This is a genomic window from Erwinia sp. SLM-02 (assembly GCF_037450285.1).
Taxonomy (GTDB): Bacteria; Pseudomonadota; Gammaproteobacteria; order Enterobacterales; family Enterobacteriaceae; genus Erwinia.
In genome coordinates, this window is sequence record NZ_JAQISN010000001.1 from 1,142,831 (window position 1) to 1,161,953 (window position 19,123).

The 19,123-nt window shown below is 55.5% G+C and carries 15 protein-coding genes; 13 read left to right on the top strand and 2 right to left on the bottom strand.

Annotation, left to right across the window (positions count from 1 at the left end):
• Window position 1 precedes the first annotated feature (1 nt).
• The gene (locus PGH32_RS05325; protein ID WP_314427269.1) at window positions 2-346 is read right to left on the bottom strand and encodes a DMT family transporter; all 345 of its coding nucleotides are present in this window, start codon (window positions 344-346) and stop codon (window positions 2-4) included.
• Between the two features lie 332 nt (window positions 347-678).
• Between PGH32_RS05325 and PGH32_RS05330 the strand changes: the two genes are divergently transcribed.
• The 3 genes from PGH32_RS05330 to PGH32_RS05340 all read left to right on the top strand — a co-directional run bounded on the left by PGH32_RS05330 (window position 679) and on the right by PGH32_RS05340 (window position 4,917).
• Entirely contained in the window at window positions 679-1,428 is a 750-nt protein-coding gene (locus tag PGH32_RS05330) for an SDR family NAD(P)-dependent oxidoreductase (RefSeq protein WP_337893399.1), read from the top strand.
• A 708-nt stretch (window positions 1,429-2,136) separates the two neighbouring features.
• Window positions 2,137-2,760, top strand: coding sequence for a GNAT family N-acetyltransferase (locus PGH32_RS05335; RefSeq protein ID WP_337893400.1), 624 nt, complete (start codon window positions 2,137-2,139; stop codon window positions 2,758-2,760).
• Between the two features lie 969 nt (window positions 2,761-3,729).
• Entirely contained in the window at window positions 3,730-4,917 is a 1,188-nt protein-coding gene (locus PGH32_RS05340) for a hypothetical protein (protein WP_337893401.1), read from the top strand.
• Between the two features lie 806 nt (window positions 4,918-5,723).
• Here PGH32_RS05340 and PGH32_RS05345 read toward each other — a convergent pair.
• Window positions 5,724-6,857 carry an ABC transporter substrate-binding protein gene (locus tag PGH32_RS05345; RefSeq protein ID WP_337893402.1) on the bottom strand — a complete coding sequence of 378 codons (1,134 nt, stop codon included), beginning with the start codon at window positions 6,855-6,857 and terminating at the stop codon, window positions 5,724-5,726.
• Window positions 6,858-7,275: 418 nt separating this feature from the next.
• Between PGH32_RS05345 and PGH32_RS05350 the strand changes: the two genes are divergently transcribed.
• The 10 genes from PGH32_RS05350 to PGH32_RS05395 all read left to right on the top strand — a co-directional run bounded on the left by PGH32_RS05350 (window position 7,276) and on the right by PGH32_RS05395 (window position 18,958).
• Window positions 7,276-8,214 (top strand): D-ribose ABC transporter substrate-binding protein, encoded by a 939-nt coding sequence (locus tag PGH32_RS05350; protein WP_337893403.1) that lies wholly within the window; start codon window positions 7,276-7,278, stop codon window positions 8,212-8,214.
• Between the two features lie 14 nt (window positions 8,215-8,228).
• On the top strand, window positions 8,229-8,837 hold the full coding sequence (locus PGH32_RS05355; protein WP_337893404.1) for a DUF2291 family protein: 609 nt from the start codon (window positions 8,229-8,231) through the stop codon (window positions 8,835-8,837).
• Window positions 8,837-10,357, top strand: a complete 1,521-nt coding sequence (locus PGH32_RS05360; RefSeq protein WP_337893405.1) for a sugar ABC transporter ATP-binding protein — start codon at window positions 8,837-8,839, stop codon at window positions 10,355-10,357. Before PGH32_RS05355 ends, PGH32_RS05360 begins: the two co-directional genes overlap by 1 nt.
• 1 nt (window position 10,358) lies before the next feature.
• Window positions 10,359-11,468: an ABC transporter permease gene (locus PGH32_RS05365; RefSeq protein ID WP_314422285.1), complete on the top strand. Its 1,110-nt coding sequence runs from the start codon at window positions 10,359-10,361 to the stop codon at window positions 11,466-11,468.
• A 176-nt stretch (window positions 11,469-11,644) separates the two neighbouring features.
• Complete coding sequence (locus tag PGH32_RS05370; protein ID WP_314422279.1) at window positions 11,645-12,640, top strand: sugar phosphate isomerase/epimerase family protein; 996 nt, start codon at window positions 11,645-11,647, stop codon at window positions 12,638-12,640.
• 337 nt (window positions 12,641-12,977) lie between these two features.
• Entirely contained in the window at window positions 12,978-13,481 is a 504-nt protein-coding gene (locus PGH32_RS05375; protein ID WP_123330670.1) for an RNA polymerase sigma factor, read from the top strand.
• 102 nt (window positions 13,482-13,583) lie between these two features.
• Window positions 13,584-14,531 (top strand): FecR family protein, encoded by a 948-nt coding sequence (locus PGH32_RS05380; RefSeq protein ID WP_337893407.1) that lies wholly within the window; start codon window positions 13,584-13,586, stop codon window positions 14,529-14,531.
• A gap of 119 nt (window positions 14,532-14,650) precedes the next feature.
• Window positions 14,651-17,365 (top strand): TonB-dependent receptor, encoded by a 2,715-nt coding sequence (locus tag PGH32_RS05385; RefSeq protein WP_337893408.1) that lies wholly within the window; start codon window positions 14,651-14,653, stop codon window positions 17,363-17,365.
• 49 nt (window positions 17,366-17,414) lie between these two features.
• The gene (locus PGH32_RS05390; protein ID WP_314422264.1) at window positions 17,415-18,020 is read left to right on the top strand and encodes a biliverdin-producing heme oxygenase; all 606 of its coding nucleotides are present in this window, start codon (window positions 17,415-17,417) and stop codon (window positions 18,018-18,020) included.
• 158 nt (window positions 18,021-18,178) lie between these two features.
• The gene (locus tag PGH32_RS05395; RefSeq protein WP_314422261.1) at window positions 18,179-18,958 is read left to right on the top strand and encodes a Slam-dependent surface lipoprotein; all 780 of its coding nucleotides are present in this window, start codon (window positions 18,179-18,181) and stop codon (window positions 18,956-18,958) included.
• Window positions 18,959-19,123 lie beyond the last annotated feature (165 nt).

The window sequence follows — 19,123 nt, forward strand, 5'->3', positions numbered from 1 at the left end:
ATCAGTGCCCGGCGCTGCGGGAAAGCACGTTCATCACAATCACTCCGCCGATAATCATACTTATCCCGACGATCGCCCACGCATCAAGCGTCTGCTTAAAGATAAACACGCTGACCAGTGCCGTCAGCACAATACCCAGCCCACCCCAGATAGCATATGCGATGCCTAACGGGATAACGCGCAGGGCCTGCGAGAGCATGTAGAAGGACAAAATATAACAGACTGCCATTGCGATCGTAGGCCACAGGCGGGTGAACTGAGCTGAACGTTGCAGGAATGAGGACGCCATGACTTCGGAGATAATGGCTGTCGCCAGTGAAGCATAAGCAATAAGAACGGGATTCATAACGGACCATCTGTTAAAAAACACGAACATACCATCCGGTATGTTTTCTTTCAACCGGCTCAATAACCGTCGTTGTGTCGAACCGTGCTTCCTTGGGACGGTTTAGTCGGGTGTCTGCCGCAGGCTCACCTTCCTCTGTCAGGTTCGTTAATCTCGCAAGCCCGTCGGAATCAGAAAACTCATCATTTCAAATCTGCAACGATGAGTTGCAAACCATTCTATTTTGAAAGTTATCGTTCGCAGATATGCTTCTTCCATCGCGACAACAAACGTCGTCGCCAACAAAAGATGACCCAATCAATCTATCCCTACTTAAATTAAGGAATGACATCATGAGTAAAAAACTTTCAGACAAAATTGCATTAGTCACCGGCGGCAGCTCTGGTATTGGCCTGGCATCGGCACAGGAACTGGCAGCGCAGGGCGCGACCGTGTACATCACCGGCCGCCGTCAGGAAGAACTGGATGCAGCGGTGGCCTTAATCGGACCGTCGGCCAAAGGTATCCGGGCCGATGCCTCCGTTCTGAGCGAACTCGACAGCGTGTTTTCAACAATTTTGAGCGAATCAGGCAGGCTGGACGTGCTGTTCGCCAATGCGGGTGGTGGCGATATGATGCCGCTGGGCGCGATTACCGAAGAGCACTTTGACCGCATTTTTGGCACCAACGTGCGCGGCGTGCTGTTCACCGTGCAGAAAGCGCTGCCGCTGATGAGCAAAGGCGCGTCCATCATTCTGACCGGCTCGACGGCAGCGGCGAAAGGTACGGCCAGCTTCAGCGTTTACAGCGCGAGTAAGGCCGCCGTCCGCAGCCTGGTGCGTTCGTGGGCGCTTGACCTGAAGGATCGTGGTATTCGTGTCAACGTGGTCAGCCCTGGCCCAATCCGCACGCCGGGTCTGGGCGGTCTGGTACCGGAAGAGCATCGTCAGGGGTTGTTTGACGCGCTGGCAGAGGGTGTGCCGCTGGGCCGTTTGGGCGAACCCGAAGAGATCGGTAAAACCGTGGCATTCTTAGCGTCTGACGATGCGAGTTTCATCAACGCGGCGGAAATATACGTTGATGGTGGGTTAGCGCAGATTTGATTCGCGGCCAGAGCAGCACTTCACGTGTCGGAGTTAAAGGAAAGCGCTGCACGTATAGCACCTAGCGAATTGGGGCGGGTGGGAGCGTCGCTTTAATTTCCGCGACTGGCGTATCGGGGCTGGCCGGAACACGGACTTGCTGCCACATCCCTGTTCGCTCGGTCTGGCAAGTCCTTGTGCTCGGGAATGTCGCTTTAATTTCCGCGACTGGCTTATCGGGGCTGGCCGGAACACGGACCCGCTGCCACATCCCTGTTCGCTCGGCCTCGCACATCCCTGTACTCGGACGGTCCGCTTTTCCGGCCAGCCCCGATTGCCTGATTGCTTTGGTGTTGCTGCTGGAACAACTGATTTCTTCTGGCAGCAACACATGTTCTGAAGGGGAACCGTTACGGGACAGGTTAGCCGGGTGTCTGCCGCAGGGATGGCGGTAATTCTGATAGCCGCATGTATCGATACGCCAAATCTACCGCCTGCTAAATACAAATTGGCTGAGCCGAGTTATGGAGCGCAGAAAGATCGTCATGAGATTGTGCCTGCCTGTACTTCAATCTGAAAACATAAGCTTGTAAACATAATGTGCATAATGTACTTTTTTGTTCGCGGTTTAATGAGGTAAAGACGTCTGTTCACAAGAACTGACGTGTACAAACTGCATCGCCAAATGTAAGAACCTGAAGAATTCTTAAACTAAGGAACGTGCTGAAAATGAGTAACACAATATCAATGGCTCCTGCAGGTTATTCCAGCGTGCCGGCCGGGCATGTGGCCACTGTGGTTACCTGTCTGGAGATGCTGGAGAAACCGAGGGTCAGGCAGGGTGAGCTTCCTGCTGGTGTTACGCTGGAAGTTATCGATAGCACAGATATGAATCGCTACCGTAAATTATACCGTCACGTTGGAGAAGAATGGCTTTGGTTTTCTCGCATTATCATGAAGGACCACAAACTTGCAGAAATACTGGAAGATAAGAATGTAGTCGTTTATGCGCTGCAATGTGACGGCAAAGATATCGGCATCCTTGAACTGGATTATCGTGTAGCTGGCGAATGTGAACTTGCTTTTTTTGGCCTGACTTCGCAGGCGACGGGTAAGGGGTTGGGGCGATGTTTGATGGATGCAGCCATCTTTATGGTTTGGAATAAACCCGTCAGTCGCTTTTGGGTTCACACCTGTACATTCGATCATCCCGCCGCGCTAAATTTTTACATCCGTTCGGGTTTCCAACCTTATGCTATTCAGATTGAGGTTGCACCAGACCCAAGATTAACCGGGTATCTTCCAGAAAATGCTGCTCCTCATATCCCTCTGCTAAAAACCGGCAGGGGTTGAAGTAAGTAATCCTGGAGCCTTCCCCTCTGTAACAGATTCAACCGCGAATTAGCTTTTAACGATCTTATTAAGTCTTATGATCTGGACGGATTCCGTCGCTTCAGTTTCCGTGACTGGCTTATCGGGGCTAGCCGGAACGCGGACCCGCTGCCACATCCCTGTTCGTTCGGGAGCGTCGCTTTAATTTCCGCGACTGACGTATCGGGGCTGGCCGGAACACGGACCCGCTGCCACGTCCCTGTTCGCTCCGGAGCGTCGCTTTAATTTCCGCGACTGGCGTATCGGGGCTGGCCGGAACACGGACCCGCTGCCACATCCCTGTTCGCTCGGCCTCGCACATCCCTGTACCTGGTGAGTCGCTTTAGATTCAGCGCCTGGCGTATCGGGGCTGGCCGGAACGCGGACCCGCTATCAAGTTCTTGTCCGCTCGGCCTCGCACCTCCCTGTACCTGGTGAGTCGCTTTAGATTCAGCGCCTGGCGTATCGGGGCTGGCCGGAACACGGACCCGCTGCCACGTCCCTGTTCGCTCGGCCTCGCACCTCCCTGTGCTCGGACGGTCCGCTTTTCCGTCCAGCCCCGATTGCCTGCATGCATTGGTGCTGCTGCAACAACTGTGCCTTATCCGGCAGCAACGCAAAGACTCAAAAGGGAGACAGTAACGGGACGGGTTTCGACTGGTCATGATGTATGGCTGTATTTGTGAGGTAGTATGCGGTTTAGAAAACATGAAAAGTGCAGACGTCGATTAAAGAACCCCCAGTATGTTTTTACTTAACCAGTGGCAGCATCCCGAAACAATTAGAGTACCAATGATTCGCTTAATACAGGTCTAGAATAAGGGTTTAGCAAAAAAACTATTTTAAAGATAATTTCTTTCCCTTCTCGTATACTCACAGTGTGTTAATCGCTATTCTTCTTGCCAAAAGTTTTTTTCATCATGATCTCAAACCAATGTGAAAGGATGCATCATGGCAATTACTACAACCGATGAAATAAAAGAGTTATTATCTAAAGTTAGTAGGGGTGTCGTTAAAATGATTCCGTACATGACGGTTTTATCAGGTATGATAATATGGAGTTATTTGAATAATATTGGTAGGTTGGATTTGTTAATGGATTCATTTTCTATTAACATTGGCCTGGTATCTTTATTAATATCCTCAATTATATTGTCCTGTTCTATAGGGGTGATACTCACTTTGCCAAGCGCAATACTTATCTTACATCACTCAATTATCCCGGACTTAGTTAAGAAACCTTTTTCCTTACCATGGTTTGGTTGGGGTTTATGTGTACTTTTTTTAATTATAGCATTTCTTCCTGGTATTTCAGGTATGAAAGAAATGGCTCTATCACCTTTAAAACTTTCTTTTGTAATCGCAATACTATCTTTGGCTATTTGTATCATGTTTTCACTAATGAATGATGATTTCATTGCTAATGATTTTTTAGATAAACTTAATAATATTTTTAGGATGTTGGTGGCATCAATTTTATTGACATCCTCCACTTTATCTATATCGATTCCTGTTACTTTTCTTATGAAGAATAGCTCGGGTGAAAGCATTGTATCACTGATGATAGCGTTGGTTTTCATGCTCGCATTTGCGTTCTTGTCGTTTCTCCCTGCAATAGTCTACTATAAAGAAGTAATGAAGAAACCATTTAAAAATGAAGTTGGGGCTATTATTCCATTAGCAAAGAAAATATCTATAACTGCTATTATATGCATTATATTTACATCATTACTATTCCCTAATGTGTCTACTTCATTAATTAGTAGCTCTCTTTATTTTACCGGGATTACTGATAATAGAAACCACCAGTTTTTAGTCAGTTCTGAGAGTTATCAACCTGAAATGTTCCCTCAGCATATATGGATGACCACGACAAAAGATAAAATAGAGAAAGGATTTTTTATATATGGTTTAAGGATGTTTTCATTAGGTGATAAGAGTTTAATATGTCCAGATAGTGTTGGTAATTTAAAACGTATTGTTAATAGAGTGAATTATGATTCCCTCCGATTTTCAGACAATAATCAGAATTCCATAAAATTAAAAGAAATGACGAGTATTTGTGTGGTTATGACCAGTGAAGACGCTCAACAATGGGATACACTATTTTATAGTGAAGATAAAGATAAAGATAAATGATATTGCTGGCATAACATCACACTCAATTCAGCAACGCAACGATTCAAAAGGGGGACCGTAACGGGACAGGTTAGCCGGGTGTCTGCCGCAGGGATGCGGCAGTCAAGCCCCCATGGATGGGTTCACGGCGACCCGGCGATCTGCCCGTTACGGTCGCCCGTGGGCACCGAACTGTTTTCCGCCAGCCCCAATCACCTGAACGTTTCTGAATTTCTGAACTGCTGCATGAACAACCGTCCCTTTCCTGGCAGCAATGAAATTATCCAAAAGGGAGACCGTAACGGGACAGGTTAGCCGGGTGTCTGCCGCAGGGACGCGGCAGTCAAGCCCCCAGGGAGGGGTTCACGGCGACCCGGCGATCTGCCCGTTACGGTCGCCCGTGGGCACCGAACTGTTTTCCGCCAGCCCCAATCGCCTGAACGTTTCTGAATTTCTGCCTTAACAACCGTGCATTACCCGGTAGCAACACAATTATCCAAAAAGGGGGACCGTAACGGGACAGGTTAGCCGGGTGTCTGCCGCAGGGATGCGGCAGCCAAGCCTACAGGGAGGTATTTACGGCGACCCGGCGATCTGCCCGTAACGGTCGCCCCGTTCACGGACCTCACCGCAAAAAGTCTCCGAACGGCCAGAATAGCGATCGTCCTCTGGCAGCAATGCAACGATTCAAAAGGGGGACCGTAACGGGACAGGTTAGCCGGGTGTCTGCCGCAGGGATGCGGCAGCCAAGCCCCCAGGGATGGGTTCACGGCGCCCCGGCGATCTGCCCGTTACGGTCCCCCGATGGGCACCGAACCCCCAGCAACCTACTTAACCGGATGATACTCAATATTAATCGGCTCATCCGGCAGCCTGGTAAACTTCTGGATAATCTGGTGATAATCCGCCGTCGGATCCACATCCTTAAACTGCTGCGGATAAAAATCCTTCGCCAGCATCTCAATGCCGATAATATTGTACGGATGATTGTAGAAATGATGGTAAACCGCCGCCACCTTGCCCGCCTTCACCGCCGGAATATCCTTCACCCCGTTACGATTGCGCAGGCGATCGAAACTCTCTTTGATCTCCTCAACGCTGGTGTTGTAGCCCAGTGGGATCACCGTACTCGCCTTGCCGCCGCGCTTTGAACCGCTCATCACGTAGTAATCAGGATCCATTGAAATCACCTTTTCCACCGCAACGTTTCCGCTGGTGCCCGGCAGCAGCTCGGAGCCGATGTTGCGCGCGCCCGTGGCCTCAACCAAAGCACCCCAGCCGTTACGACCGTGGGTAAAGCAGCAGGCATCGCCGCCGCCGCCGATACCGGCAATCGGCTCAACGAACACCAGCGGCTTCGGTGAAATATCCTTCACCCTGTTTTGAATCGCAGTCAGCTTCTGCTGATAGAAATCGGTATAGGCTTTGGCATTGTCTTCCTGGTTCAGCACCTTGCCCAGCAGGGTCACGCTGGCAGCGGTGTTCTGTACCGGATGCAGCTCCACGTCCACGAACAGCACCGGAATATTCAGCGCCGCCAGCTGCTTCAGCACGCCGGTCTGCTGGAGCGACGGCTTCGCGCGCAGCTGGGCAATCATCAGGTCCGGATGTTTGGCGATCACCGTTTCCAGATTCACTTCACCCTGGTCAGAAAAGCCCATATCAAGGATTTTCTCAGACTGCGGCCAGCGGCTTTTCAGCATATTCCAGCTGCCGGTATCCTGCTTCTTCAGCAGGTTGTTCCAGGAGACCACGCGCTTAAACGGATTGTCGCGGTCAAGCAGGGCGAGGCTGAGGATCTCGCGTCCGTCCTGCAGGATAATACGCTGCGGCTCCTGTTTGATCACCACCTGCTGGCCGTCCATATCGGTCACGGTCAGCGGATAAGTGGTGGCGAACGCCAGGGCGGGCAGGGTTGTAACAAGGAGAGCGGAAAGCTTCAAAGCGGGAACAGTTTTCATATTCGGAAAGACTCAGAATAAAAGGTGATGATAATTATTCTCATTTTTATCTAAACGGCATCTAAACTTTGTAACATTTTTATAAAAAATTCACATTTTCCCCTTTATCTGCATCTGTAACTCAAACTCCCTCCGTTTCCATCGGGTGGTCTACCAGGATACCGGCAAGGCGCTTGCCGTTCGCAAGCCATGAAGAACCGCAGCAAACCACATCGACTACCTTCAGGTTATCTTGTCATTACATTGAAAAATAAGTATTAATTTAAATAAACTTACTCATTAGTAATAAATTTAAACGCATATTGTGATCTTGCTCGCTTTTCCGTGCGGATTGTTTGGACAAAAAAGGCGCAATAAATAATAGTGATTGAATAATAAATCATGCTCGAATAATTATTCACAGCGGAGATAAAAAAAGATGAAACGTACCCTGCTTACCGGACTGTTGCTTTCTGCCATGAGCCTCTCTTCTGCCGCGTTTGCGGCGGATAAAGGGCTGATCGTTATCATTACCCCGTCCCACGATAACCCGTTCTTTAAAGCCGAAGCCGACGGCGCATCGCAGAAAGCGAAGGCGCTCGGCTACACCACGCTGGTGGCCTCTCATGATGATGACGTCAGCAAGCAGAATCAGCTGATTGAAACCGCCATTGGCCGTAAGGCGAAGGCCATCGTGCTGGATAACGCCGGTGCGGATGCCACCGTTGGCCCGGTACAGAAGGCGAAAGATGCCGGTATCCCGACCTTCCTGATCGACCGTGAAATCAACAAATCCGGCGTCGCGGTGGCGCAGATTGTCTCCAACAACTATCAGGGTGCGCAGCTGGGGGCGGAGAAGTTTGCCAAATTACTGAACGGCAAAGGGGAATACGTCGAACTGCTGGGTAAAGAATCCGATACCAACGCCGGGGTACGTTCGCAGGGCTATCACGACGTTCTGGATGATTACCCGGATATGAAAATGGTCGCACAGCAGAGCGCCAACTGGAGCCAGACCGAAGCCTTCAGCCGCATGGAAACCATTTTACAAAAAAATCCCAATATCGTTGGCGTGATCTCCGGTAACGACACCATGGCGCTGGGCGCGGAAGCCGCGCTGAAGGCCGCCGGCAAAACTAACGTGATCGTGGTGGGCTTCGACGGCAGCGACTACGTGCGCGACTCGATTATCAATAAAGGCAACATCAGGGCGACCGTGCTGCAGCCGGGCTGGGCGCAGGCGCAGATGGCCGTTGAGCAGGCGGATTACTACCTGACCCACGGCAAAGCGCAGAAAGAAGAGAAGCAGCTGATGGACTGCGTGCTGATTGACGACGCCAACGCCAGCAGGCTGAAAACCTTTAACCTCGCCAACTGATCCGGGAGCCGATGATGGTGACGAAACTTCCGCTCGCCGTTCTGCTGAGCGCCAGCGTGCTGCTCAGCGGCTGTACGGTGGTTGACCTTGATGAAAACGGTCAGCCGATCCTGCCAAAGGATCCGGCAGCGAAAGCCAGCTTTAGCAGTCAGACCCCGCAGCAGATCGCGCAGGAGAACTGGGACAGCAGGGTACTGAAAGGGGCGCAGGATCGCGCCCTCACCTGGAATGACATGAAGGCCAGAAGTGCCGCGCAGAAGCCGGAGACCAGCAGCAGCGTCTTTGTTCAGGCCGCCGGAATGGTGACCGCGGTCAGCGATGCTGCCGACCGGGAACGCCTGTTGACGGTGACCATTAATGGCGAATCGGTGCCGGTCGCTATCGGCCCGGTTATCCGCAGCAACGCCATTCGCGATGCGGCCGGATTCAAATTTGAAGAATTCACCAACCAGGTGCAGTTCGCCAGGCTGACCAAAGCGCTGAACCAGCATAACGTTCAGCAGTTGCCGAAGATCGACGGCAGCTGGGTGGGCAAACCCGTTCAGCTGACGCTGGCCGTGACCCTGCAACCGCAGCGGATTGAGGATGCGGTCGCCGTGGTGATCAAGCAGGAGCAGCCGTAATGAGCCAGAGCGATCCGATTATTCTGCACACCCGCGCGGTATCCATGCTGTTCCCCGGCACGCTGGCGCTGGACAACGTCGACTACCGCGTCTGGCGCGGCAAGGTCAACGTGATTATCGGCGAAAACGGCGCGGGTAAATCCACGCTGATGAAAATCCTCGCCGGGGTGCAGCAGCCGACCAGCGGTGAGATCTGGCTTAACGGTGAACAGGTGCAGCTCAGCAGCACCCGCGCGGCATCGAAGCTGGGGATTGGCATGGTGCATCAGGAGCTGAACCTGTTTGAAAACCTGTCGGTGGCGGAAAACATTTTCCTCGGCCGCGAACTGCAAAAAGGCGTGCAGCCGATCGATGAAAAAGCGCAGGAGGCGCGCACGGCGGCGCTGATGCAGCGGCTTGACCAGGCGATTTCACCGCGCGAGCTGGTTGCCAATCTGAAAGTCGGGCAGCAGCAGCTGGTGGAGATCGCTAAAGCACTGGCCGAAAACACCGACATCCTGATCCTCGATGAACCGACCTCGGCGCTGAGTAAAACAGAGGTGGAGATCCTGTTTCGGGTGATCCGCGAACTGACCCGTCAGGGCGTGTCGATTATCTATATCTCGCACCGTCTGGAGGAGCTGATGGCGATTGGCGACACCATCACCATCCTTCGTGACGGCCGCTTTCAGGCGGAAGCGCAGGTCAGCGACATTGATGTGCCGTGGATTGTGCGTGAAATGCTCGGCAGCGAGCCGGTCAGCAGCTTCCTGACCCCCGATCGCCAGTTCGGCGCGACGGTGCTGGAGGCGGAAAACATCACCTGCGTTGGCCCCGCCGGGAACGCGGTGGTTAACGACGTCTCCTTCAGCGTGCGCGCCGGGGAAATCGTCGGCATTTACGGCCTGATGGGGGCGGGGCGCACCGAGCTGTTCGAATGCCTGCTCGGCACCCAGCCCTCGTATCTCGGCAAACTGTGGCTGGACAGCAAACCGGTGCCGCAGCGGCTGTCCACCGCCGACCGCATCCGGATGGGCATGAGCCTGGTGCCGGAAGACCGCAAACGTACCGGCATCTTCCCCATCTCCTCGGTGGCCAGCAACCTGACCATTGCCAGCCTGTGGCAGCGGCTGGAGCACCGGTTTGCCATCTCTCACAAACAGGAAATGGCGGTGGTCAGCAGTACGGTCAGCAATCTGTCGATCAAAATCTCCTCGCCGGAGGTGGCGATCAACGCGCTGAGCGGCGGCAACCAGCAGAAGGTGGTCATTGGCCGATCGCTTTTGACCAATCCGCGACTGCTGCTGCTGGATGAACCGAGCCGGGGCATTGATGTCGGGGCGAAGGCAGACGTGTTCCGCATGATGGTCAGGCTGTCAGAGCAGGGCATTGCGGTGCTGTTTTCCACCTCGGATCTGAAAGAAATTATGGCGGTCTCCGACCGTATTCTGGTGATGTCCGGCGGCAAGCTGACCGCCGATATTCCACGGGCGGCGGCCGAAGAGTCCGCGCTGGTGAAAGCAAGTGCACAGGGGTTCTGACATGACACATCTTACCGGGAAAGCGCAGTCGGCGCCTGCGATCAACGCCTTTAACTCGCGGGAGGGAATGATCCTGCTGCTGTTAAAAATGCGCACCTTTATTGCTCTGATTTTGATCGTCGGATTCTTCGCCATCACCGTGCCGGACTTCCTCGCCGTCGGCAGCATGGTGATCATGATTAAACACATCGCCATCAACGCCTTCCTGGCGCTGGGCATCACCTTTGTGATTATTACCGCCGGCATTGATCTGTCGATCGGCGCCACGCTGGGGCTGTGCGGGATGATTGCGGGCTGGCTGATTACCAAAGGCATCGTGCTGCCCGCCTTCGGCATCGCGATTTTCCCCAGCGTCTGGGTGGTGGTGCCGCTGGTGCTGCTGATCGGCGGGCTGATCGGTGCGGCCAACGGCTGGATCATCACCCGCTATAACGTGGCACCGTTTATCTGCACGCTGGGCACCATGTATATCCTGCGCGGGGCGGCGATGCTCACCTCGGGGGGCGAAACGTTCCCCGGGCTGCAGGGCAACCCGCAGCTTGGCAATACCGGCTTCGACAAAATCGGATCCGGCTATTTCCTCGGCCTGCCGTGGGCTATCTGGATGATGGTGCTGCTGGCGCTGGTGATTGCCTACGTTGCCCGCCGGCTGCCGTTTGGCCGCCAGGTTTACGCCATCGGCGATAACGAACGCGCCGCCGAACTCTCCGGCGTGCGGGTGAAACGCGTGAAAATCTGCGTTTATGCCATCTCCGGGCTGTGCGCGGCGATTGCCGGCATCGTGGTGTCTTCCCAGCTGGTGGCCGCCCATCCGGCAAACGGCACCGCCTTTGAAATGAACGCTATCGCCGCGGTGGTGCTGGGCGGCACTTCGCTGGCCGGCGGGCGCGGCACCATCCTCGGCACGCTGATCGGCGCGTTTGTTATCGGCTTCCTCGCCGACGGGCTGATCATGATGGGCGTCAGCGAATTCTGGCAGATGGTGATTAAGGGCATCGTGATCATCATTGCGGTCATCATCGATCAGATGCAGAGCCGCATGCAGCAGAAGGCGGCGGTGGTGGCGCAGAAGGCGCTGCTGGTGGAGGCCGGAACCAGCCGGGCTGCCTGATCCGTGCCGAAGTTTACCCCGGGTGACCCGACTGTCGCCCACGTTTTACCCGGGGCGGCCTGATGCTGGCCCACGTATTCACCCCCCGGCGGCAGGTTAATCCGCAGTCGTCCGGCAGAGAAATTGACAACCTTGCAGCCCCGGCTGCGTGATATTCAGCATGGAGAAGACCCGATATGACAACCTACAACTACCCGAAATTTGGCGCCGGTCTCTGGCATTTTGCGAACTACGTTGACCGTTACGCGGTAGACGGCTACGGCCCGGCGCTCAGCACCCTGGAGCAGATCAAAGCGGCAAAAGAGGTCGGCGATCTCTCCTACGTGGACGTACCGTATCCCTTCTCGCCGGGCGTCACCATCAGCCAGGTAAAAGAGGCGCTGGCCGATGCCGGACTGAAAGCGATCGGCATCACCCCGGAGATTTACCTGCGTAAGTGGTCGCGCGGGGCCTTTACCAACCCGGACCCGGTGGCGCGTGCGGATGCGCTCAAGCTGATGAACGAAGCGGCCGACGTGGTGCGTGAGCTGGGTGCCAGCTACGTGAAAGTCTGGCCGGGCCAGGACGGCTGGGACTATCCGTTCCAGGTGGATCACAAGCAGCTGTGGAAGCTGGCGGTAGACGGCATGCGCGAGCTGGCGGCGGCCAACCCGGACGTCAAATTTGCTATCGAATACAAGCCGCGTGAACCGCGCGTGAAAATGACCTGGGATTCGGCGGCGCGTACCCTGCTGGGCATCGATGAAATCGGCCTGGACAACGTCGGCATCCTGCTGGACTTCGGCCACGCGCTGTTCGGCGGCGAATCCCCGGCGGACTCCGCTCAGCTGATCATCGATCGCGGCCGTCTGTTCGGTATGGACGTTAACGACAACCTGCGCGGCTGGGACGATGACCTGGTGGTGGGTACCGTGCATATGACGGAGATCTTCGAGTTCTTTTACGTGCTGAAGATCAACAACTGGGACGGCGTCTGGCAGCTGGATCAGTTCCCGTTCCGCGAAGACAACGTTGAAGCGGCACGCCTGTCGATTCGCTTCCTCAAGCACATCTACCGCGCGCTGGATAAGCTGGATATTCCGGCGCTGCAGGAAGCGCAGTCGCGGCAGGATGCGATGCAGGCCCAGCGCATTATTCAGAACGCGCTGCTGTCATCAATCGAAGAAGAGTAATCCTCAGTACCTTAACCCGCCGGGAAACCGGCGGGTATTCACCTTCCTCGCAATGTGTTAAATCCCCGTAAAAATCAGGGTTTGATATCGAAAATCTTAATAAAAATACAAATGAAAATCATTACCATCTGTTTCAAATTTTATATATTCTAAACACACTTCGTTGACGTTGCTGCCAGCCAATAGCGATATGGCCTTGCCCACTGCGCTTTTGCCGGATAAACGTTCACGTTTTACATATTTGGCCGCACAGGCTTTTAGCGGCCATCCCTGCTGGGAAACACAGCACTGCAGTAAAGATCGCTGTTATCCAGAGTGTTACTGCGAGGTTTGGTTGATGTGGAACCTGAAAAGCCTGTTTAATAAGCATGCTCAGGAAATTCAACGTTTTTTGCAGAAGCGCGGGCACGGCCCCGACGTGGCTGCGGATTTAACCCAGGATGTGTTTCTGCGTATTTTAGGTTCCGCAGCGCCCAAACGGGACGATAATCCACGTGCCTATCTGCATATGGTGGCGCGCAGCCTGTCGGTGGATCTGTATCGCCGCGAGAAAATTGCCTCGATCGATTATCTGTCGGAAGAGGCCTACTGCGAGCTGCCGGATGAATCGCCGGATCCGGAGCGGGTCACCTCCGATCGTCAGCAGCTGGCGGTGCTTGACCGTGGGCTGACGGCGCTGCCGGATCAGACCCGGCGCGCCTTTGAGCTTTATCGCTTAGGGGATATGACCATTGCTGAGGTGGCACAGGAGCTGGATTTATCGGTGTCCCACACCTGGACGCTGATCCGCCGCGCCTACCAGCATTTACGCACCACCCTGGATGATGATGCGAAGCACTAATGACTTTGCACAGCGACAGCGCGTGTAATTCCCTATAATCTGAATTACCTTTTCTTCCCGTCGCCGCCAGGCTGCCGGAATTTGCCAATAATGACTGAGAAAATGTCGCAACACGAAAAGCTGTTTGAAGAAGCCTTCGACCTGATCATTCGTCTGCACGGCGATCCGGGGAATCCGGCCGCGCGCGAACTGGCCGAACGCTGGCGCGCACGCGGCAAAGAGCATGAGGCAGTATGGGCAGAAGCCGTCCATCTGCACGGCATGACCGGCAGGGTGGTTCAGGCCCGCAGCCAGTCCGAGCCGCAGCCGGTCGGGATTTCTCGCCGCCGCTTTGTGCTGGGCGGTTCCGTTGCCGTGGCGGCTGCCGCTAGCGGCCTGGCGCTGGCACCCGGCATGCTGTTACAGATGAAAGCCAGTCATTTAACCTCCACCGGCGAAATCCAGCAAATCCCGCTGGAGGACGGATCGGAAATTATCCTTGGCCCCAACAGCGCCATTGCCTCCCGCTTCACCGCCGATGAACGCCGCATTGAACTGCTGAGCGGCATGGCGTGGCTCAACGTCGCCGACGACGCCCGTCGGCCGTTTAATGCGGTGGTGGAAGGCATGCAGGTGGTGACGCAGAAAGGGGCCTTTGACCTCAGTCGTGATGCCGAACTGCTGACCGTTGCCGTAGAGCAGGGGGCGGTCGACGTCGCCACTCCCGGCCTGTCGCTGTCGCTGAATGAATCCGTTACCGCCGGCAGCTGGCTGTCGCTGGACCGCGACGGCGGTCTGGTGGAGCGCGGCACCCGCAATCCGCAGCAGTTCGCCTCCTGGCGCAGCGGTATGCTGGTGGCGGAAAGCGAAACCGTCGCCGCCGTGGTGGCACGCATTTCCCGCTGGGTGCCGGGGAAAGTGCTGATCGCCAGCCGCGAGCTGGGCGAACAGCGTATCAGCGGCGTGTACAACCTCGCCCATCCTCAGCGCGCGCTGGCGGCGGTGATCCAGCCCTATGCCGGAAAAGTGCGTGAAATTACCCCCTGGCTGACCATTATTTCCGCAGTCTGAAAAAAAAGTTCAAATTTTTAAGAAAATTTTCGACTCCCGTTCGTTTTATTAAGTAAGAACTGGCTCGGATGCGAATCCGCAAAGCCAGCGTACTGATTAATAACGCCTGCGGGGTCAAAATGAAGTCTGTGAAGTGCAAACGCGCGAAATCGCGCAACGGCAAAAAGTGGCTGATGGCAGCCGTGTTCCGTACCAGCGCGATCTCTCTGGCGCTGATGTCGATGCAGCAGGGTGCGTTTGCGCAAACTTCGCCAGTCTCCTTCAATATCCCGGCCGGTTCCCTCTCCGGCGCTATCGCCGAGTTTGGCCGCCAGTCCGGCGTGCAGGTCAGCTATCCACCGGAATTCGCCGCAGGTAAACAGTCGGTGGGCGTCAAGGGTGCCGTCTCTGCGGAAGCGGCGCTGGGCCGCATTTTACAAGGCTCCGGGCTTTCGTATCAGTTTGTAAACAGCGACAGCGTGACGCTGGTGAACGGCGGTGCCGCGGCCAGTACGTCTGCGTCTGCCTCGGCGACGGACGACTCGCTGCTGCTGGGCACCATCACCGTTACCAGCCGTGCGGGCAGCGACCCGGCCGATGCGCCCTGGCAGGGGGCCAGCTCTCGCGCCCACCTCTCCGCCGAGCAGGTTGAGCGTTTTAGCGGCACCTCTGTGGGTGATTTTTTATCGGGTATCCCGGGAGTACTGAACGGTGACGGCCGCAACTCCGGCGCGGTGGATGTTAACATTCGCGGCCTGCAGGGGCAGGGGCGCGTACCGGTGCTGGTTGACGGCGCCAGCCAGGAAACCACCGTCTATCAGGGCTATAACGGCTCCACGGCGCGCACCTATATCGACCCGGACTTTATCGGCTCGGTTGATATTGAAAAAGGGGCCAGCATGGGGGCCGATTCCACCGGCGCGGTCGGCGGGATTGTGCGCATGAGCACCATCGGCGTGAAGGATATCCTGCTGCCGGGCCACGATTTTGGCGTGCGCCTGAAGGGAAACTTTAACACCAACAGCCGCAGCGCGCCGTCGCCGGGCACTACCGGTGGCCTGACCAACCTCGGCACCTATTACAGCTGGGATGAGTTCCCGAGCGGCTTTGGTGATTCCAGCGGGGTGAACCGTCCGTCGGCGCTGAAGCCGACCGGCGGATCCGGCAGCATCGCCATCGCCGGCACCACCGATGCGGTGGACGTGGTGGCCGCCTACGCCCAGCGTTACAACGGCAACTACTTTGCCGGTAAACGCGGTGGGGACGATGCTCACGCGGTGATTTCGGATCCAACCGGGCCGTTCGGTGAGGTCAATGTCACAGACGGCAGCCCGCTGACGCCCTATCGCGCAGGCGAGGAGGTATTAAACACCTCGCGCGATACGGAGTCATGGTTGCTGAAAAGCACCTTCCGCTTCCAGGACAACCAGAAGTTTGAGCTGGGCTATTCGCGCTATCTGAGCCGCTACGGCAACATTCTCGGTTCACAGCTGATGAGCTACTTCAATTCGCAACCCTATCAGGGACTGCTGAGTACCATCGACCTGGCGACGTGGACCGGTCGCTACAGCTGGAAACCGGAAGACAGCAATCTGATTGATATCAAAGTTGATACTTTCTATTCCGATGTAGATAACCGGGTTAATTCGGTGTTTAACAGCAGCGGCACCCTGTATCCACAGTACTTCTGGCTGGCGTCGAACCGCTGGGGCGGCAACGCGTCGAATACCTCACGTTTCTACAGCGACATGGCCGATGTGACCTGGCAGTACGGCGGTTCATTTACCCGTGAAAACGTGGGACTGCCGGACGGTGTGGATGAAGAGACCATGTCCGGATCGCGTTTTGGCTGGCGCAAAGAGTACAGCGGTTTCAGCACCCTTGAAGTGAAGCCGCTGGACTGGGTGACCCTGAGCGGAAATCTGCGCTATTCCACCTTTGAAAGCTTTGACCGCAGCCCGTCGCTTGAATCGCCGTTTACCCGCAAAGATCACGGCTGGTCGCCGATCTTCAGCCTGATGGTAGAGCCTCTGGATGGCTTCCAGGCCTACGGAAAATACGGCAGCGTACTGCGTTCACCCAGCATCTTTGAATCGATCACCGGCCCGTCATTCTCGGTACCCACTGCGGATAATCCGGTGGCTCCTGAACGCAACAAAAGCCTTGAATTCGGCGTTAACTATCTGATGGATGGCGTTTTCCTGCCGGATGATAAGCTACGCTTCCACGGTGCCTGGTTCAGTAACCACATCGACAACTACATCACGCGCGGCAACATCAAACGCTACACGGCCAGTGGACGGGAAAACTATCAGCTGGGCCGCATGAATCTGGAGTATGCGGAAATGCGTGGCATTGAGCTGTCCGCACAGTATGACAGCGGTCGGGTGTTCGGAAGCGTGGCGTGGAATCACTACACCGACATTATGTTCTGCGCCAAAGACGGCGTGATACATCCATCAGCCAGCCGCTGTGCACCGGGTGGACTCTACAACAGCTTTGCGCAGCAGCAGGTTCCACCAAAAGATACCGTCACGGTAAATCTGGGGTCGCGGTTCCTGGATAGCGATCTGACGGTGGGAACGCGTATTAGCTACATCGGCAGCCGTTTTGTTGAGGGGCTGGGCGCGGACGAAGGGCTCGGGCAGGTTTCAGGCATGTACTCCATCGCGCCGTCCAACTGGAAGCCATATACCCTGGTCGACCTCTACGCCAGCTACAAATTGAACCAGAACGCTACTTTCGATCTGTCTGTGGATAACCTGACCGATCGCTATTACGTCGATGCGCTGAACACCATTCCGATTCCAGCGCCAGGTCGTACCGTGCGCGGTGGCGTAACCCTGAAATTCTGATGTTAAACCAATGCCGCCTGCCGCAGAGCAGGCGCACGGGAGAAAAATAATGAGCGATGTGAGCACCCAGCCTGACGTACTGACCCGCGCGCAGCGGCTGAAGGCGGCAACCACCAGCAGCCATGAGAGTCTGGATCGGCGAATTATGGCGGGCGATCCGTTTGCCAGCCGCGAACGCTACGGCCTGTTTGTGAAGGTGCAGTACCAGTTTCATCGGGAGATCGATGCGCTGTACGAATCTGCGCTGCTGGAGCCGCTGCTGCCTGATTTAGCCGGGCGCCGCCGCTTCCCGCTGATTGGCCAGGATCTGGCCGACCTTGGGCAGGAACTGCCGCAGCCGGAAGGTACCCAGGCATTCAGCACGGCGGAAATCCCGGATATCGCCAGCGCACTGGGCTGGCTGTACGTGGCGGAGGGTTCAAATATCGGTGCCGGTTTCCTGATCAAACAGGCGGAGAAGCTGGGCCTGTCCGGCGAGTTTGGTGCGCGCCATCTGGCCGGCGCACCGGAAGGGCGAGGCCGCCACTGGCGCACCTTTACCGCGGCGCTGGACCAGCTGCCGCTGGACGAGGCCGGGGAAGCTCGCGCGATTGCCGGCGCGCAGCAGGCGTTTGCCCGCGTTCGTGCCCTGGTCGAGCACTATTACGCTAATTAAGTTAAGCAGTAACCGTAGTACCCGTTGTAAGTAGTCCGAGTAAGCAGTAAATCCTCCCGTCGTCAGGGAGGAATGTACTTATAGATAGTAATGATAATCATTTGCTTTTTCATTCAATGTATTTTCACCTTTAACCTATGCTTTTCAGGAAAAATGAAATGAACCAGATTATGAAGAAATCAGTACTTGCTCTTGCTCTGTTCGGTGCAGCCGGTGTGGCTCAGGCCGCAGTCGTCACGAATCAAAGCTATACCGAAACGGGTGGCATTCGCGTTGGTCAAACAACGACAGCTACCCCGGCTGCGGCGGCCGGCGTTGACGGTCAGCTGTATGGTGCTAAAGCCACCTTCACTCACTTTGCTTCACCGACCTATCAGGATGCGAGTGGGGCATTCCACTTCAGCGGCCGCGAAATGGTGGCTGACGGCGCACCTGGCCCTGCAGGCCCTGGTCCGGACCACAGCAAACTGGGCGTATGGTCTTTCGCTAAGGTCGGTACTCAGGACGTCTGGTTCGGCGAATGGGATGGTGAAGCGGCTTCAGGGACCGTGGGGACGAAAACTGCCGGTACCCACACCGTGTTCTATGCGGGTGAAAACGGTAACGTAGCCACCACGCTGCCAACGGCTGCACCGGTAAGCTACGCCATCAAGTCCATCAATCAGTACAGCGGCACCCTGCCAACCAGTACGCTGACCGCCAACTTCAATACCAAAGTGGCCAGCTCTTCCGGTGACATCAACTTCACCGGCGGTACCATCAGCACCGTGGGTACCGATGTGCGTCTGGCAGCAAGCAGCGTAGGCGTGGTAAGTGCTTCCGGCACCGGCGGCACGCTGGACGGTAAATTCTTCGGCACCGGCGCCAGCGCAGTGGCAGGTATCGTTAAGTTTGCTGACCGCAACAAAGATACCGCATTCGGCGGTACCAAGAACTAATCCGGTGGCGAATCTCACCACCTTATATGCAGGGATCACACCCACAGCGGGAACGACGCTGATGGCCTGATTCACTGCCTTCCCGGGAGCAAAGGCCGCTGGTCTTTGCTCTTTTTTGCGTCCGCTCAGCCCGTTTTGAGCGGCACCGTTTGCCTCAGGGATCAT

What these genes read in the sequence shown, in the direction of transcription:
- PGH32_RS05325 (WP_314427269.1), bottom strand. Translation starts at nt 346, where the DNA reads ATGAATCCCGTTCTTATTGCTTATGCTTCACTGGCGACAGCCATTATC.
- PGH32_RS05385 (WP_337893408.1), top strand. Translation starts at nt 14,651, where the DNA reads ATGAAGTCTGTGAAGTGCAAACGCGCGAAATCGCGCAACGGCAAAAAG.
- PGH32_RS05340 (WP_337893401.1), top strand. Translation starts at nt 3,730, where the DNA reads ATGGCAATTACTACAACCGATGAAATAAAAGAGTTATTATCTAAAGTT.
- PGH32_RS05380 (WP_337893407.1), top strand. Translation starts at nt 13,584, where the DNA reads ATGTCGCAACACGAAAAGCTGTTTGAAGAAGCCTTCGACCTGATCATT.
- PGH32_RS05330 (WP_337893399.1), top strand. Translation starts at nt 679, where the DNA reads ATGAGTAAAAAACTTTCAGACAAAATTGCATTAGTCACCGGCGGCAGC.
- PGH32_RS05375 (WP_123330670.1), top strand. Translation starts at nt 12,978, where the DNA reads ATGTGGAACCTGAAAAGCCTGTTTAATAAGCATGCTCAGGAAATTCAA.
- PGH32_RS05345 (WP_337893402.1), bottom strand. Translation starts at nt 6,857, where the DNA reads ATGAAAACTGTTCCCGCTTTGAAGCTTTCCGCTCTCCTTGTTACAACC.
- PGH32_RS05355 (WP_337893404.1), top strand. Translation starts at nt 8,229, where the DNA reads ATGGTGACGAAACTTCCGCTCGCCGTTCTGCTGAGCGCCAGCGTGCTG.
- PGH32_RS05370 (WP_314422279.1), top strand. Translation starts at nt 11,645, where the DNA reads ATGACAACCTACAACTACCCGAAATTTGGCGCCGGTCTCTGGCATTTT.
- PGH32_RS05360 (WP_337893405.1), top strand. Translation starts at nt 8,837, where the DNA reads ATGAGCCAGAGCGATCCGATTATTCTGCACACCCGCGCGGTATCCATG.
- PGH32_RS05365 (WP_314422285.1), top strand. Translation starts at nt 10,359, where the DNA reads ATGACACATCTTACCGGGAAAGCGCAGTCGGCGCCTGCGATCAACGCC.
- PGH32_RS05390 (WP_314422264.1), top strand. Translation starts at nt 17,415, where the DNA reads ATGAGCGATGTGAGCACCCAGCCTGACGTACTGACCCGCGCGCAGCGG.
- PGH32_RS05335 (WP_337893400.1), top strand. Translation starts at nt 2,137, where the DNA reads ATGAGTAACACAATATCAATGGCTCCTGCAGGTTATTCCAGCGTGCCG.
- PGH32_RS05395 (WP_314422261.1), top strand. Translation starts at nt 18,179, where the DNA reads ATGAACCAGATTATGAAGAAATCAGTACTTGCTCTTGCTCTGTTCGGT.
- PGH32_RS05350 (WP_337893403.1), top strand. Translation starts at nt 7,276, where the DNA reads ATGAAACGTACCCTGCTTACCGGACTGTTGCTTTCTGCCATGAGCCTC.